Source organism: Thermodesulfobium acidiphilum, assembly GCF_003057965.1.
GTDB classification, from domain to species: Bacteria; Thermodesulfobiota; Thermodesulfobiia; order Thermodesulfobiales; family Thermodesulfobiaceae; genus Thermodesulfobium; species Thermodesulfobium acidiphilum.
In genome coordinates, this window is record NZ_CP020921.1 from 1,263,722 (window position 1) to 1,279,236 (window position 15,515).

Consider the following 15,515-nt stretch of genomic DNA (forward strand, 5'->3'; position numbering starts at 1 on the left):
TACTTTCTTCGAGTTTTTTATGTAAATATTATAAATATATGATATTATTAACTATTAATTTTAAATATGATATTATTAACTATTAATTTTAAATTAGTTTATAAACTTTCAAGGGGAGTAAAAGGATGAACAAAATTGATATCAAAAGAAAACTTCCAAAAACCAGAAAAGGAAAGATCATTCTTACCATCTCAATTATCGTATTTATAGCCTTATTTTTCTTTGTAAAGAAAGAAATAGAGGTTATGCTCACCCCTCCTGCAAAACCATATTCTGTTGTTGTGAATGTAGCCGTAGTAAAATCTGGCATTCTCAAGGCTTCTCAAAAGTATCTTGGCGATTTCAGACCAGAAAACGATGCCATTATTACTGCTAGAGTAAGTGCGAAGCTTGATTATATAGCAAGTGAGGGCACCCCAGTAAAAATTGGGCAGGTTGTTGCAAAACTCGACTCTAAGGATATTCAATCAAATATCCAATCCCTTGTATACAACAAGAGATCTCTTGAAAGCACGCTAAGCGGTGCATACTCTGAAATAGAAGCTGCGAATACCCAGCTTGCGAATGCAAAGAACAATCTTGAAAGATATCAATATTTATATAAAGTAGAAGCGGTCCCAAAAGTAGAGCTTGAAACAATGGAAAACAACTATAAAGCAGCTGAAGCCAATCAAAAAACAGCAATAAGTCATCTTCAAAGTATTCAGGAAAGCATAAAAAGCGTAGATTCCCAGATTGCATCTCTTGAGGATTCCCTTACTTATAGCGTAATAACATCTCCATTTAATGGACTTGTTGTAAAAAAATATTTTAATGAGGGTGATACTGTAGTGCAAGGGAAGCCCATATTAGAAATTACAGGAGGCAAAAATTCGCTTGTCTACGTGAGCGTTCCTGTTGAAATCTCGAGCAAAGTTAAAGTTGGTGATATTGAAACCATTGCTTACAATGGCAAAACTGCTCAAGCAGTAGTAGATGCAGTGCTCTCAAGTTCTGATAATAATTTAAATATGATAAAACTCAAACTTAACTCCAATCCTTTTAATCTTCCAGCACACACAATGATAGACACATACATTTATACTGGAAGTGCTAAAGGCTTTATAGTGCCAAATAACTCTATAGTAAAGTCAAAGGGTAAAACATATGTAATTGTTGTAGGAAAAGATAATAGAGCAAAATTTGTTGAAGTAAACATACTTGCCCAAAATGATAAAGAGAGTTGTGTTAGTGGTGCTCTTACAGATAACTCAGAAGTAGTTACGGGAGAAGATTCACTCCTTTTGAGAATATATGAAAATCAACCTCTCGAAGTGGTAAAAGAGTAGAAGATGCTTAAATGGTATATTACTAGACCACATTTTGTATTTGCAATACTCATTGCCTTTTTATTACTTGGTGTAATAGGTTTTTTTAGCATGTCAAGAGACCTCTTTCCTCCCGCTGATAGACCTCAAATTGCTGTAGTAGTGGTTGAACCAGGTGCTTCTGCAAGATATGTTGCAGACCATGTCAGTGCAGTCATAGAAAGAGAACTTTATACACTTAGCAATATTAGAAGAGTTTATTCTACTTCCAATGATGGATTCTGCACTGTTACAGCGGAGTTTCATTATGGAAAAAATATCGGAGAAGCTAAAACAGATGTCCAAAATGGCCTTTCTAAAATAGCAAATTTATTACCATCTGATATCCAGACTCCCCAAATATATGAAGTCACGTCCTATTCCCCGCCAGTAATCGTGCTTTCAATTTCCCCAAAAGAGGGATCTAACTTATCGATGCCAGATGTAAGATATATAGCCGAAAATCAGATAAAAGACGAGATATTAAGAACCGGTAAAGTTGCAAACGTTGACGTTTTCGGCGGATACCAAAAAGACATAGAGATAAAATTTAACAATGCAAAACTAGCATCTTTAGGTCTGAGCGTTCAAGACGTAGTAAATACAATACAAAAATCAAACAAAGATATACCACTCGGTATTATTATGAACCCGAATTCACAATACACATTTAAGGTACTTACTGAAGCCACTAATCTCGATATGATAAGAAATTTTCAGATAACACCTGGAGTAAAACTACAAGACGTAGCAACAGTAGATTATGGCTATCCTCCTCCCACATCCTTCTACCACGGAAATGGTCATCAAGCAATTGCTGTTGCTGTTCAAAGACCATATGGCGGAGCAGTAATGACAACTATCAATGCTGTAGAGAACATATTACCCAAGCTTAGAGCACAATTTCCACAACTAAATATTCAAGTAGCAGATACTCAAAAAGAGCTCGTGCAGCTCAGCAATGATAATATGTTTGAAGCCTTAAGAGATGCGATAATATTTACTGCAATAATAATATTTCTATTTCTTGCTGATTTGAGGCTTACACTAATTTCAGCAATTTCAATACCTTTTGTTTATCTTGCAACTATAGCTATAATGTGGATATTAAATATTGGATTTAATATTGTAAGCTTAACAGGAATAATTTTAGCTCTTGGAATGCTTGTAGATGACGCAATTGTGATATTAGAAAATATAGAAAGACACCACACCCAGCTAAAAGAATCTCCATTGGATGCAGCCATAAACGGGACAAAAGAAGTCATGTTAGTAGTTTTTGGAGGAACACTTGCCACAAGCGTGGTTCTTTTGCCACTAATGTTCGTAGGTGGATACCCTGCCCAGATCTTTAAACCACTTGCAGGAACATTATTAATTTCTCTTATAGTTTCATACTTTGTCTCTATTACGCTTATTCCAATTCTTAGTATAAAAATGTTAAAGTCTGAATCCAAAAAATCAAAATTCGAAACAAAAATTAATAAAATTATGGATTACTGGCTCAATCCATTTAAACAATTTTACGCAAATGCAGTAAAATTTTTAATAGATAATAAGAAGATGAGAATACCTTTAACCTTACCACTCCTTCCACTTTTAATGTTTAGTATTGGAGTTGTAATTCCTACTATTGGAAGAGATTTAATGCCACCAATGGATACAGGCATTGTAAAGGCAAATATAACTTTTGACAGCAATACCTCTATTTTAAAAGTAAATCAAACTCTCTTTACAATAGAAAAATACGTAAAATCCCTTGGCGATGTAGAAATGATGTCAGACGCAATAGGCTCAGAACCAGGGGTATTGACCATCTCAGCAGGCCCTCCTCAAGTAGCCGGCATGACAATTCACTTTGTAAACAGGTTCAAAAGAAGTGCAACTATCTGGCAATTGGAAGATAAAATCAGAAATTATATTAGAACCCTGCCAGATGTAAAATATGCAGACGTGTTTGACTATGGCGCTACTCCTTTATCGTCTATAAAAGCCACTCTTGACACTACTATCTATGGAGATAGTGTAGAATCGGTCAATAGAGCTGGTAATGTTGTTATGCAGGCCATGAAAAACGTTAAAGGCTTAAAGTCTTATTCAAAAAACTGGGATATGGACAACCTGGAATACGTTTTTAAGATCGATCATTTAAAAACCGCATATTATCAAACCACTCCGTATGACGTGGCATCTCAGCTATCTGCCGGAATACAGGGAGCCACTGCATCAATCTTTACCGTTCCCAATGAAACTGGATATTTAATAAAGGTAATACTCCCGACTTCATCAAGAGAATACGTAAAAAGTTTAAAAAGTTTTTTGATAAAAACACCTAAGGGCTTTATCCCTCTTGAATCTTTTGGTACTTTAAGTACAATTTATGAACCCACCATAATTACTAGAGAAGCAATGAAGTACACTCAAGACGTAATGGGATATCGCTCTACCTTTCCTGTTACTCACATCATGGAAAGCTTCACACCTGCTCTCCAAAAAGCCATAAAAGATAACAAGGGCAAGATAACTTCCAATGTAGAATTAAAGCAAAGTGGCGACATCACAACTATGATGGATTCTATGGGAAGGATGCTTAAAGCTATATTAGTGGGATTTATTCTTCTTTATCTGGTACTCGTTCCAATATTTAGATCGTGGTTAAATCCTCTTGCTATTATGGCAGCAATACCTTTATCAATAATTGGAGGAGCATGGTCACTCCTAATAGCTGACAAAACCATGTGTCTACCTGCTATTATGGGCTTTGTTTTACTCTCTGGCATAATTGTTAAAAACTCTATATTAATAATAGATTTTATAAAAACATATCTTGACAATGGATATGGTATAGAAGAAGCAGTATTACAAAGTATCCACATAAGAACCAGGCCTGTTATGATGACAGCCTTAGGAACTGCGGTTGGTATGATTCCGATAGCTATGCAGTGGGCAATTGGGCTCGAGAGACTATCGCCTCTTGCAGTAGTTGCCATTGGAGGCTTGATTTTTGGAACGTTTTTAAGCCTTATTTATGTTCCGTTTTTCTCATACTTTCTGACAAAGAAGGGTTAATATTAAATCTATATTAGATGAAGAAAAATATTTAGTTTACGCAAGGGCAATAAGAAGTATTGGTCAGGGAACACTTTTAATTGATTTTCCTTTATATCTACATCATATAGGCTGGAACGCTATATCTATAGGTGCTCTCTTTAGCGCCAGCCTGTTTATAAATGGTATACTATCCTTTATCTTCGGATTGACTGCAGGAAAATATGATAAAAAAAAATTCATCTTAGGATTTCAGATAATTCTCATACTTTGTGCAACAATTGCACTTCTTACCTCAAACAACCTACTTCTTGGGGGCGTTGCTATAATCGGAGGATTTGGCAGGAGTGGTATGGGTGGCTCTGGTCCATTTGCAGTAATAGAGGTCTCCTGGCTAAATGACCTGATAAAATATAGCAAAAAATCAGCAATTTTTAGTCTGAATAACTCTTTAATATTTTGTGGTATGAGCATAGGAACAATGATCGCAACTATTCCTGAATTTCTATCAAAATTTGTTACCTTAGATCTTGCATTTAGATCTATCTTTCTTACCATAATATTCTGGAATATAATTTGCTTTTACCTTATCGCTAAAGTAAAAAACAACTCAATAACTCAAAGCAATAACATAGATAAAAACTCAGAAAGGATGAAAAATATTGATAAAAATATTAATAAAAGAGAAAATAAAAACTTACTATTGTTATTTGCTTTGAATTTACTCAATGGTATCTCTCTGGGTTTCATAATGCCTCTTCTGCCATATTGGTTTAAACTCAAGTTTAACAGCAATGCATTTGATCTAGGAATAATATTTACAATTTCACTTTTTATGACATCCCTTTCAAGTATCATATCTATATACGTTGTAAAAAAAATTGGTGCAGCTAAAACCGTTATCTTTATGAGGTTTGGAGGACTTATATCCTTGGTATTGATGATCTATTCTCCAAGCTCATTATTAGCAGCATTTTTTTATATATTAAGATCTTTTTTGAATAGAGGAAATATAGGAGCTAGACAAGCTCTTGTCACTAGTATCACTAGAAATAAGGCCACTCTGGCATTGAGCATAAACAACTTTTCACAAATATTGTCTTTATCTATTGGACCATTCATAACTGGAATATTTTTTGCGCACAAAGACTATATCACTCCATTTATTGTAGGCGCAGCATTTCAAACATTCTATCTTGTATGTTTTTATATGTTTTTCAAAAAATTTGAAGTATAGAATAATATAAAAGTTAACAATATATAATACGGTGGAGTAACGTACATAATTTCCTGTAAAAGGAAAATGATTATCAATAAAGAAATATAAAAGGTCATCATCCTCTAATAGAGTATAGGGTTAGCTAAACCAAAACTATCGGAGGTGGACGATGACCAAATATAATATTACCTTAGATAAGGAAATTTTGCACTACCTTTTTTCAAGTAATGACAAAGGCATAAAAATGTTATTAGAACAAATATTAAACCAGATTCTTGAACAGCAAAGAACAGAGCAAGTTAATGCTGAACTCTATGAGCATACAGAGGATAGAAAGGCATACAGAAATGGTTATAAAACAAGATGGTAATAAGAAGATTTTAAAGTAAGATCATGCAGCGCATTAATTGCAACAGGGATAAATGCCAAGGGATATAGGGAAATACTTGGAATAGAAATTGAAAACAGTGAGTCAAAACAAAGCTGGTCAGATTTTTTCAGACATCTAAAGGAAAGAGGATTAAAGGGTGTAGATTTTGTAATATCAGATCAACATGGTGAACTTGTAAAAGCAGCAGCAATATACTTTCAAGGATCAACCTGGCAAAGGTGTCAGGCTCACTTTATCCGTAACATATTAAGTGCATGTCCTAAGCATCTACAAAAGAGTTTAAACAGCTATTTAAGACTATTTTTGAAGCTCCTGATTTAGAAACAGCTATAAGACTTTTAAATACAACAATTAAGACCTTAAATCGCATGACCTAATTAATAAATTAATTTTAGTTGTTAAATTTCATGGCAGTGTAAGATATATCTAAAAAAATGTGAGGTACACTATATGTAAAAATACCTTAAGGTTAAAAAAAGAACTTACATTGACATTGAGTAAATGAGATTTATAATTTTAAAACAAGGTTAACTGTAATTGATTTTGTCAGAGGATGAATTTACAGAAAAAATTGTACTTGATCCGGTGGAAAAATGTTTATATTAGTTATATAATGCTTATTACGTATTTTTAATATAAACATTACATTGTAGGGGAGAACATTTTGAGCAAAAATGAGTCAATGTACAAGATTTCAAAGTTCGCTGCTCCCGAATTCATATTTGGAATTGATTCTATAGATTACGTAAAAAGATATATTAAAAACTTCTCGCTCACCCATCCTATGGTAGTTACTGACTCAGGACTGCTAAGTGCAAGCTGGGCTAAAAATATTTTTAAACAGTTAGAAGGTATTGATATAAGGTACTCTATATATGACAAAGTTTCAGAAAATCCAAAGGACTATGAAGTAGAGGAAATTTCAAAAGTTATAATAAACTGCAATTGTGATTCTATTATTGCTATAGGCGGAGGCAGCGTAATAGATGCAGCAAAGGCAGGTGGTATTATGTGTGCAAATCCAGGATCAATAAGAGACTACGAAGGAATAGATAAGATTGTACATCCAATGCCTCCTATAATTTGTGTACCGACCACTTGCGGCAGTTCAGCTGATGTGTCCCAATTTGCAATTATTACGAACACCGATGAAAGATACAAAATGGCAATAGTAAGTAAGTCGCTACTTCCTGATATCTCAATAATAGATCCAAAAACACTTACCACACTACCAAAGGAACTTTTGATCGCCACATCCCTTGATGCATTGACGCACGCATTTGAATCTTATGTATCCCTGGGTTCATCTCCCATTACCGATATGTTTGCCTTAAAAGCCATAAGGCTTATTTTCGAAACCCTTCCAAAAGTGGCCAAAGATCCAAAAAATATTAATTACTTAGAAGATCTAATGCTCGCAAGTCTTATGGCAGGAATGGCTTTCTCGAATGCCAGTCTTGGTATGGTTCATGCTATAGCACACAGTATGGGCGGGTATAAAGATATTAGACATGGCACATGTAATGCAATACTATTAGACAGCGTTATAGATTTCAATTATGTATATGCAGCATACAGATACGACAAAATTAGCGAAAGCTTAGGTTATGTTTTGGAAGATTTAAATGAAATAGATAGAAAAAAAATATTAATTGAGAGTATTATGAATTTAAAGAACAAAATCGGATTTAATATTACACTAAAAGATTTACAGATAAAAGAGAGTGAAATAGATATAATTGCAAAACATGCAGTAAACGATCCTTGCATGCTTACAAATCCAGTTATGCCTACTTTTGAAGAGGTGAAAGAGTTCATTGCAAGAAACATCTAAGGAACCATCATTTGTAGAAAGTATAAGACGACAACTAATAGGTTTAGGAGAAAACTCTTCAAAAAAAACTTATTATGGCGAGTTAAGAGAAAAGATTCAATATCTTGAGCGTTTCAGGACTCTTCTTGATAGTTCTACAGATATGATCTTGCTTATAAATTCTCAAACAAAAAAACTAATTGACGCAAACCTTTGCGCTATAAAAAGATTAGGATATAGCGTGAAAGAATTAGAAAAGATGTCAATCCTCGAATTTATAAACATTAAAGAAGATGAGTATCCTGAATTATTCGGGTACATTGTTTCAAAAGACTTTACAAAATCGCTTGTAACAGAATTTATATGTAATGATGGCAAAAAAATACCCGTAGAAATCATAATAACGTCAAAGAGGTTTTCTGCCCAGTGGTACTACATAATTATTGCAAGGGATATAAGTGAAAAACTTGCCAAAGAAGCTGAGATGAAAGCAATAGAACTCCACTACACTAAAATTCTTGAAAACATATCTGATATAATAATTGAGCTCTCAGAAGATTTCAAAATATTATCCGTAACTCCATCTGCGTCTAAAATCCTTGGTTACCAAAATTACGAAATTATAGGTCACAGTTTCTACGAACTTGTAGAAAACAAAGACCTTAATTTAGTAATATCAGCTCTTTCTAATGTCAACAATGACAAACACATTAGCTTTAGTATAAAAAATAAGAAAAATATTTCAATAATTGTAAGTGCAAGCATATCTAGAACTAAATACGACAATACAAAATACATAGTAAGTTTAAGAGATATATCGGAAGTTTCAAAAGTTTATAAAAATTTAGAAGAGAAAGAAAGACGCTTTAGAATTCTTTTTAACAGTATAAACGAGGCAGTTCTGTTATTCCCTATCCCGACAAAAGGAAGATTCGAAAAATTTATAGAAATTAACGATACAGCCTGCGCTTTTTTAAACATGAAAAAGGAGGAGATACTTAACTTTACCATTAAAGATATCTTAGCACCAGGAAAAGAAAAGAACACTCTCTTAGAAAAGTTAATTCTAGGAGAATTCGAGAACTCAATTCCGGCAGAATTTATTAGTAAAAACTCTCAAAATATTTTTGTTGAAATAGATATAAAAAGATGTCATATAGGCGATCAGGATATGGTGCTTTTAATTGCAAAAAACGTCACTGAAAAAAAGTTAATGGAAAACAAACTCAACTATCTTGCTTTCCATGATCATCTAACAGGACTTTCTAATAGAACGCTCTTCTCAGATAGAGTCCAATATGAAATTTCGAGATCAAAGAGAAATAGAACCTTTTTAGGAGTAATGTTCTTAGACCTAGATAGGTTTAAAGATGTAAACGATACCCTTGGCCACAAAATTGGAGATAGCCTTCTACAACACGTAAGCGCAAAACTTCAAGAAACAATAAGAGAAACTGATATTTTAGCAAGAATGGGTGGAGATGAATTTGCTATCCTGGTGCCAGATCTTAAGGATAAAAATGAAATAAGACCTCTTGCAAAAAGAATACTTAAGTTATTTGAAAATCCATTTATAGTAAATAACAATTCTTTTAAACTTGGCATTAGCATAGGAATTAGTGTGTACCCTTATGATGCAAAAAATTATGAAGAGCTTCTTACCAATGCTGATACTGCCATGTATAGTGCCAAAAATTCAGGAGGCAATAAGTTCATATTCTATTGTGAAAATATTCTGTAGGCTCTTTCTATCTATTTTTTTATTTTTAATGCTTCAAGTTGATAGGACATGCCTGGCAAATTTTGATTTAGAATTATATATGTCTGGATTAAGCAATAACTTACTTATGTCACAGGAAGAAATAAATAATTTTAATAAAAAAATAAATAATACAGTATCACTTAGTTCTTTTAAAAGTACCCTTTCAAAGGAAGAATTAGAAAAACTTATATTTCAAAACAATTACTATTTTCCTCTTTATATAGATTCTATCTATTATGAACACCAGAATTTTGATAACAAAATTGTCGTAAAGGACCAAAACATTATAAAATATGCAATTACGTTAAAAAGAGTAAATATAAGAACTTTTCCGACTTTAGAAAGAGCTAGTTATTCTCCTAATGATAGTAGATTTGATCAGTTTCAAGAAACAACCTTTGAAATAAATGAACCAGTACTAGTAATAACTGAAGATAAGAGCGGAAAGTGGGCTTTTATTCAAGGAAGAGACTATAATGGATGGACATTAAAAAAAGATATTGCCTTTTTTCATAACAAAGAAGAATTTATAAAATATATTAAATCTCTAAAATCTAATTTTATTACAACCATTTCTTCTAAGTCCAGGTTAATGTTTGATACAGGAGAATTTCAGGATATAAATATGGGAACAAAATTTATAATAAAAGAAAAGGAGCCAATAAATGGTTTTTTAAGAGTTATAGTTCCAATAAAAGATAGTTTTGGTATGATTAAGTTTACTACAGGAAGTATCTCTACTTCTGATGTAGTTTATAAATTTCTTCCTTATACAAGAAAAAATGTTATTATCCAGGCTTTCAAAATGTTAAATGAACCTTATGGTTGGGGAGGAGAAAATGGCTTCCACGATTGTTCTTCCTTTATTCAAGACATCTTCAAAACATTTGGCTTTACCTTTCCAAGAAATGCAGATGCTCAGGAAATGTTGCCTGGAACAAGGTTTTCTTTCAAAAATCTAGATTATGATGAACGACTACAACTTATAAAAAACCTAAAGCCTATTTCTCTTCTTTTTATGAAAGATCACGTCATGTTGTACCTTGGGTTTATCGATAATTCACCATATGTGATAAATGACATTACAGCATATTACCAGAACGGTATTCTCGTAAGAGATTACAAAGTTGCAGTTACTGATATAATTAATGCAAGAAGATCAGATTCTAAAAGTTTTTTAGAATCTCTTACTACTGCAATTGAAATACCATAAATTAACGAGGTGATAAATATGAAATTTCTAATTTTTATAATTGCTTTATTATTCATGTTTGCTGCACCTGTACAAGCAGACGAAACAAATAAAACCTATTTTCAACTGGTAAATTTAGACGTCCAAGCCGATTCTTCTATTTACGTGCCAAAGGGTACAGGAAAAATAACCGAAAGAAAAGTAGGGGATGAAGATCTTTCTAAGTTTTACGACATTATAAAATCAGACCTCAATGACCATAGCGTAGGCATAAATCCCAATAGCAATATCCATTTAATAATAACAGTAACCGATGTCAAAAAGGTTCCACAATTTAGCTTTGGAATTTCAGCAGAAAAGTCATTCATAAAGGCAAAAGTTGTCCTTATGAAAGGTGAAAAGATAATAGTTACAGATTCCGTATACGGAGAAAGCAAATCAACCACTCCAATTATTAGAACAAACAACCCTTTTGAAGGTGCTATGAAAGAGGCATCAGCTGAAATAATGCGAAAGGTATTGCCTATTATAATTCCGGGTTTTCCTTCAAAATAGAAATGCTTTTATCCAACAACTAAATAATTTTTGTCTAAAGATTTGCCTTTTAAAAGAGTTATATTTAATTTGTTTTTATTAGCCTTAACAGGTATATAGTTTGAACTGTGCCCATAAACATACTTCTCATCTCCTCTCTCCCATAAGGGAGAGGGTATTTCTTTATCAATAAACTTTTTCAAAATTCTTGATTGAGAAAACCTTTCAGTTATCATTTTTTGTCTTTCTATAATAATTTTTTTGTCTAGTGGTTTAAACTGAGAGGCCACAGTCCCTTTTCTTGACGAAAATGGAAAAGAGTGAACTCTTACAAGAGGGAGTCTATCAAGAAAGTCAATTGTCATCTGAAAATCCTTATCACTCTCAGTAGGATAGCCTACGATAATGTCTGCAGAAACAAGAAAATCATTTCTTTTCTCTTTAATCTGAAAAATTTTATCCAAAATCTTATCTACATTTGCAAACCTTTTCATAGATCTCAAAACCTTAGGGCTTGCACTTTGAAGAGATAGATGCAAATGAGGCTGAATTTTATTTGAGCTAATCATAAAATTTATAAATTCTTTATTTAAAAGTAATGCTGGATAAATAGACCCAAGTCTTATTTTTATATCATTGCCATCAAGTAAAGTAACTATTTCCTTCAATAACCAAACTATATCAAGTCCAAGATCATACCCCCATAAAGCTAACTCAATTGCACTCAAAACTATTTCATCTACGTTGTGTAACAAAAGTATTTCTTTTTTAATATCCTCAAATGGCCTTGATTTTAATGGACCGCGCAAAAACCTTATTATACAGTAAGTACACTCTCTGCAGCAACCATCCCCAACTTTAAGAATATACCTCTTTCTACCGCGATAATTCGAATTTACAACTCTACTAGTCAATAACTCTTCTAACTCTTTGTTATTGAAAAAAATTACCTGGGGAAATAATTTTTTTAAGTCCCCATATGCTGTAACAGCACAACCTAAAAAATAGGTTTGTTTGTTTAACTTACTAAACTTCTTTAACATTCTGATAGATTCTTTTTGTGCCTTCTCTGTTACTGCACAGCTACTCAAAATAATAACGTCTGACAAACTAGCCGACAATTCTTCTATACAGCCAGGAAAAAATATTTCTTTAAATTTTGCAAGATCAGCCTGACTAACTTTACAACCTAGTGCAAGAGAAAATACCTTTTTATTTAATATCATTTGACAAATAAAACATTATACTACAAGAAACTACACTTGCTGTCTGAACCCTCAAAATTCTCTCACCTAAAGATAAAACATAAGCCCCTTTAGATTTGAGAAATTCTATTTCATTTAAAGATATACCTCCTTCGGCTCCAATAAAAAGAGATAAATTTCCAGAAATAGCTGATTTAAATAAATCTTTAATTGACTGATTTGAATTTTCCCAAAAAACCACAATCTGACCTTTAAAGAGTTCATCTGGCAACCTAAAAAGTTTATACGGACCTAAAATTTCTGGAACAACTCCTCTTCCTGCAAGTTCAGCTGCTTCTTTTGCGATCCTTTGCCACCTTTTAATTTTGTTTGGAGATACTTCTCCGTAATAATTTCTTTCACCATATATTAGAACAAACTTCTTAACTCCAAGTTCAGTACACATACGAACTATATCACTCAACTTATCTCCCTTTGGAAGAAATTGAAATAATGTAAGATCTAACTTAGGTTCTTTTGCATCTAACCTTTCACCAAGAATTATATGGTTTCCCTTTACCCTGGATTTAAAAATATTTCCCACTCCATCAAGTATCATAACTTCATCATCATCTTTTAGTCGTAACACCTTAAAAAGATAATGTCTTTCATCTTTTTCTAATTCTATTGAAAGACCCGCTAAAGGATCGGTTATTCTATTCTTACCTATATAAAGTCGTGGTTCAGACACTACTTCTTAATTTTTTTCTTAATTTTTTTAAATAAACTATCTTTTTCTGAATATTCTCCCCTGATCTTGGCGAGTTTAACGTAAAGTTCTCGTTCCTCATCAGTAAGATCGGTAGGAGTCTTTATGATGGTCCTTATAATCAAATCTCCCCTAGATCTTCCACCATGCTTAGGGAGCCCCTTTCCCTTTATCTTAAACTCCGCATACGGCTGCACACCTGGTGGGATATCATATTCACTAAAACCTTCTTCTGAATCAGGAGTGTAATATTCTATTTTTGTACCAAGAACGGCCTGTGGAAAACTTATATTTACGGGATATATAAGATCATATCCATCTCTAATAAATCTTTCATTGTTTATATACTTAATCTTTACATATAAATCTCCATAATCTTCACCATATGACCCAGCATTTCCCCCTGATTTCACTTTAAATATCTTTTTCTCTTCAGTAAATGGTGGAATACTTATAGATATCTTTGTCTTTGTGATAACTCTTCCAGTACCTCTACAATGAGGACAAGGATCTTCTATTACAAACCCCTTTCCATTACACTCCGGACAACTATAGGTCTGATAAACGTTCCCTAATATTGTCCTTCTTGAAGAAGTTACCTGCCCTGTACCCTGACACACCTTACAAACAGTTTTCCTCCCACTGAGAGAGCCCTTTCCTTCGCATTTCTCACATCTCTCGTATCTATCGTACTCAATAATTTTATCTGGAGCACCATTTATTGCTTCAAAGTAAGTCAGGCCTACTACAATCTCCCTATCTTCGCCCCTGAAACTAACAGTTCGTCTGGTTCTTTCCTGACTAACTCCAAAAAAGTCACCAAAAAATGTTTCAAATATATCAGACATGCCGCCAAATGGATCGGCCATTTCCTTTTCTGTGCCAAATCTATCATATCTTGCTCTTTTTTCTGGATCAGATAAAATCTCATAGGCTTGAGTAAGTTCTTTAAACTTTTCAGCACAATCAGGATCGTCTTTATTCACATCAGGATGGAGTTCTTTAGCAAGTCTTCTATATGAAGCTTTAATCTCTTCAAATGAAGCATCGCGAGATACTCCAAGTACTGAATAAAGATCTTTATTATTTGTCCTCAATCAAACAACCTCCTCAAGCCGTTGGAAATTTTATGAGTATAAATATCAAGTAATTCTACTACATACGGGTATCTCACACGAGTAGGAGAAATAAGCCCTATAAAACCTACAACCTTATTAGCGTAATAATATGGAACCTTAAAGAAGGTAAACTCCCAGAATTTCGGATCCTCATTCTCCTCTCCAATTACTATCTTTATTTCTCTTTTTTCCCAAGGATCCTCAAAAAGCTTCTGCACAATTCTATCTTCTTCCTCTAAAAGGGCAACAAGTATATCGAATTTCTCTTTCTCAGAAAAATCTGGTAGGTTAAACATCTTCATACTATAATAAATATAAGCTTTTTTATCTGTTGCATTCCATAAGTTTTCTATAACACTTGTCAAGATTTGTTTTGCTTGCGAAGAAAGATTAAAAACAGGATCAAATACTGCCTCTAATTCAGAATTAATTTCATTTCTGTTTTTTCCCATCACTTTGCTCTTTATAAGAGAATTAAGTACAAGAGCATCTTCTTCACTTGAAATATCTATGTTTAGAGGATATGTAACACTAATTCCTCCTTCAAGAAGCAAAAATACAATACAAAAACCTTTTTTTACATATGACAGGTGAAAATCTTTAACATAGAGTTCCAACAGAAGTGGATGAGAAATTATAGCAATCCCAAGGGTTTTGCTCGAAAGTTGCTTAGCCATCTTTTTCAAAAATTCACTTACAGGATCATCTTCATCAAATTCCTCATCAAATTCTTCATACTGGTTTAGATTTGGCTTAGGCCATTCCATCAAAGAATCAACATAATATCTATATCCAATACAAGAAGGAATCCTACCTGCTGAAACGTGAGGCTGATTTAAAAATCCTTCTTCTTCAAGATCTGCCATATCGTTTCTTATAGTGGCAGGACTAACTCCTAAATCAAATCTCTTCCAAACAGTCCTCGACGCAACAGGTTCGGCTGTCTGAGTATAGCTTTCAACAACAGCCCACAAAACCTTTTTCTTTCTTGAAGAAAGATAGTCATCAGAGAATTTTCCCTTCATTTTACTTAATCCTCTTTCTCATATATTTTTATACTATTTTATAATATATTATAATACAATTAGTTTTTGACAGTTTATGACTAGTTTTTTATCTGAATACCAAGCTTTTGGTAA

General features: G+C 33.1%; 12 protein-coding genes and 1 pseudogene. 9 read left to right on the forward strand and 4 right to left on the reverse strand.

Features of this window, described 5'->3' with window-relative positions:
- Positions 1-125 precede the first annotated feature (125 nt).
- The 9 genes and pseudogenes from TDSAC_RS06340 (at position 126) to TDSAC_RS06380 (ending at position 11,326) form a co-directional block, all read left to right on the forward strand.
- Positions 126-1,328 carry an efflux RND transporter periplasmic adaptor subunit gene (locus tag TDSAC_RS06340; RefSeq protein ID WP_108309411.1) on the forward strand — a complete coding sequence of 401 codons (1,203 nt, stop codon included), beginning with the start codon at positions 126-128 and terminating at the stop codon, positions 1,326-1,328.
- A 3-nt stretch (positions 1,329-1,331) separates the two neighbouring features.
- Positions 1,332-4,415: an efflux RND transporter permease subunit gene (locus TDSAC_RS06345; protein ID WP_108309412.1), complete on the forward strand. Its 3,084-nt coding sequence runs from the start codon at positions 1,332-1,334 to the stop codon at positions 4,413-4,415.
- A gap of 49 nt (positions 4,416-4,464) precedes the next feature.
- Positions 4,465-5,631: an MFS transporter gene (locus TDSAC_RS06350; RefSeq protein ID WP_340641189.1), complete on the forward strand. Its 1,167-nt coding sequence runs from the start codon at positions 4,465-4,467 to the stop codon at positions 5,629-5,631.
- A gap of 151 nt (positions 5,632-5,782) precedes the next feature.
- Positions 5,783-5,983, forward strand: a complete 201-nt coding sequence (locus tag TDSAC_RS06355; RefSeq protein WP_108309414.1) for a transposase — start codon at positions 5,783-5,785, stop codon at positions 5,981-5,983.
- Between the two features lie 24 nt (positions 5,984-6,007).
- Positions 6,008-6,325 (forward strand): annotated as a pseudogene (locus TDSAC_RS09280) (transposase); the annotation flags it as partial.
- 343 nt (positions 6,326-6,668) lie between these two features.
- A complete protein-coding gene (locus tag TDSAC_RS06365) occupies positions 6,669-7,838 on the forward strand; it encodes an iron-containing alcohol dehydrogenase (protein WP_108309415.1) in 1,170 nt (389 codons plus the stop codon).
- Positions 7,822-9,558 carry a diguanylate cyclase domain-containing protein gene (locus tag TDSAC_RS06370; RefSeq protein WP_108309416.1) on the forward strand — a complete coding sequence of 579 codons (1,737 nt, stop codon included), beginning with the start codon at positions 7,822-7,824 and terminating at the stop codon, positions 9,556-9,558. Before TDSAC_RS06365 ends, TDSAC_RS06370 begins: the two co-directional genes overlap by 17 nt.
- Positions 9,464-10,792 (forward strand): SH3 domain-containing protein, encoded by a 1,329-nt coding sequence (locus tag TDSAC_RS06375; protein ID WP_199919734.1) that lies wholly within the window; start codon positions 9,464-9,466, stop codon positions 10,790-10,792. The genes TDSAC_RS06370 and TDSAC_RS06375 overlap by 95 nt, the downstream gene beginning before the upstream one ends.
- Before the next feature lie 18 nt (positions 10,793-10,810).
- Positions 10,811-11,326 carry a hypothetical protein gene (locus TDSAC_RS06380; RefSeq protein WP_108309418.1) on the forward strand — a complete coding sequence of 172 codons (516 nt, stop codon included), beginning with the start codon at positions 10,811-10,813 and terminating at the stop codon, positions 11,324-11,326.
- An 8-nt stretch (positions 11,327-11,334) separates the two neighbouring features.
- Here TDSAC_RS06380 and TDSAC_RS06385 read toward each other — a convergent pair whose 3' ends face one another.
- From TDSAC_RS06385 to hrcA, 4 genes are read right to left on the reverse strand one after another with little or no spacing between them, the layout of a single operon-like run.
- Positions 11,335-12,531: a radical SAM protein gene (locus TDSAC_RS06385; protein WP_108309419.1), complete on the reverse strand. Its 1,197-nt coding sequence runs from the start codon at positions 12,529-12,531 to the stop codon at positions 11,335-11,337.
- Entirely contained in the window at positions 12,518-13,240 is a 723-nt protein-coding gene (locus tag TDSAC_RS06390; RefSeq protein WP_108309420.1) for an RsmE family RNA methyltransferase, read from the reverse strand. Before TDSAC_RS06390 ends, TDSAC_RS06385 begins: the two co-directional genes overlap by 14 nt.
- On the reverse strand, positions 13,240-14,355 hold the full coding sequence (locus tag TDSAC_RS06395; RefSeq protein WP_108309421.1) for a DnaJ C-terminal domain-containing protein: 1,116 nt from the start codon (positions 14,353-14,355) through the stop codon (positions 13,240-13,242). The genes TDSAC_RS06390 and TDSAC_RS06395 overlap by 1 nt, the downstream gene beginning before the upstream one ends.
- On the reverse strand, positions 14,352-15,401 hold the full coding sequence (gene hrcA, locus TDSAC_RS06400; protein WP_108309422.1) for a heat-inducible transcriptional repressor HrcA: 1,050 nt from the start codon (positions 15,399-15,401) through the stop codon (positions 14,352-14,354). The genes TDSAC_RS06395 and hrcA overlap by 4 nt, the downstream gene beginning before the upstream one ends.
- Positions 15,402-15,515 lie beyond the last annotated feature (114 nt).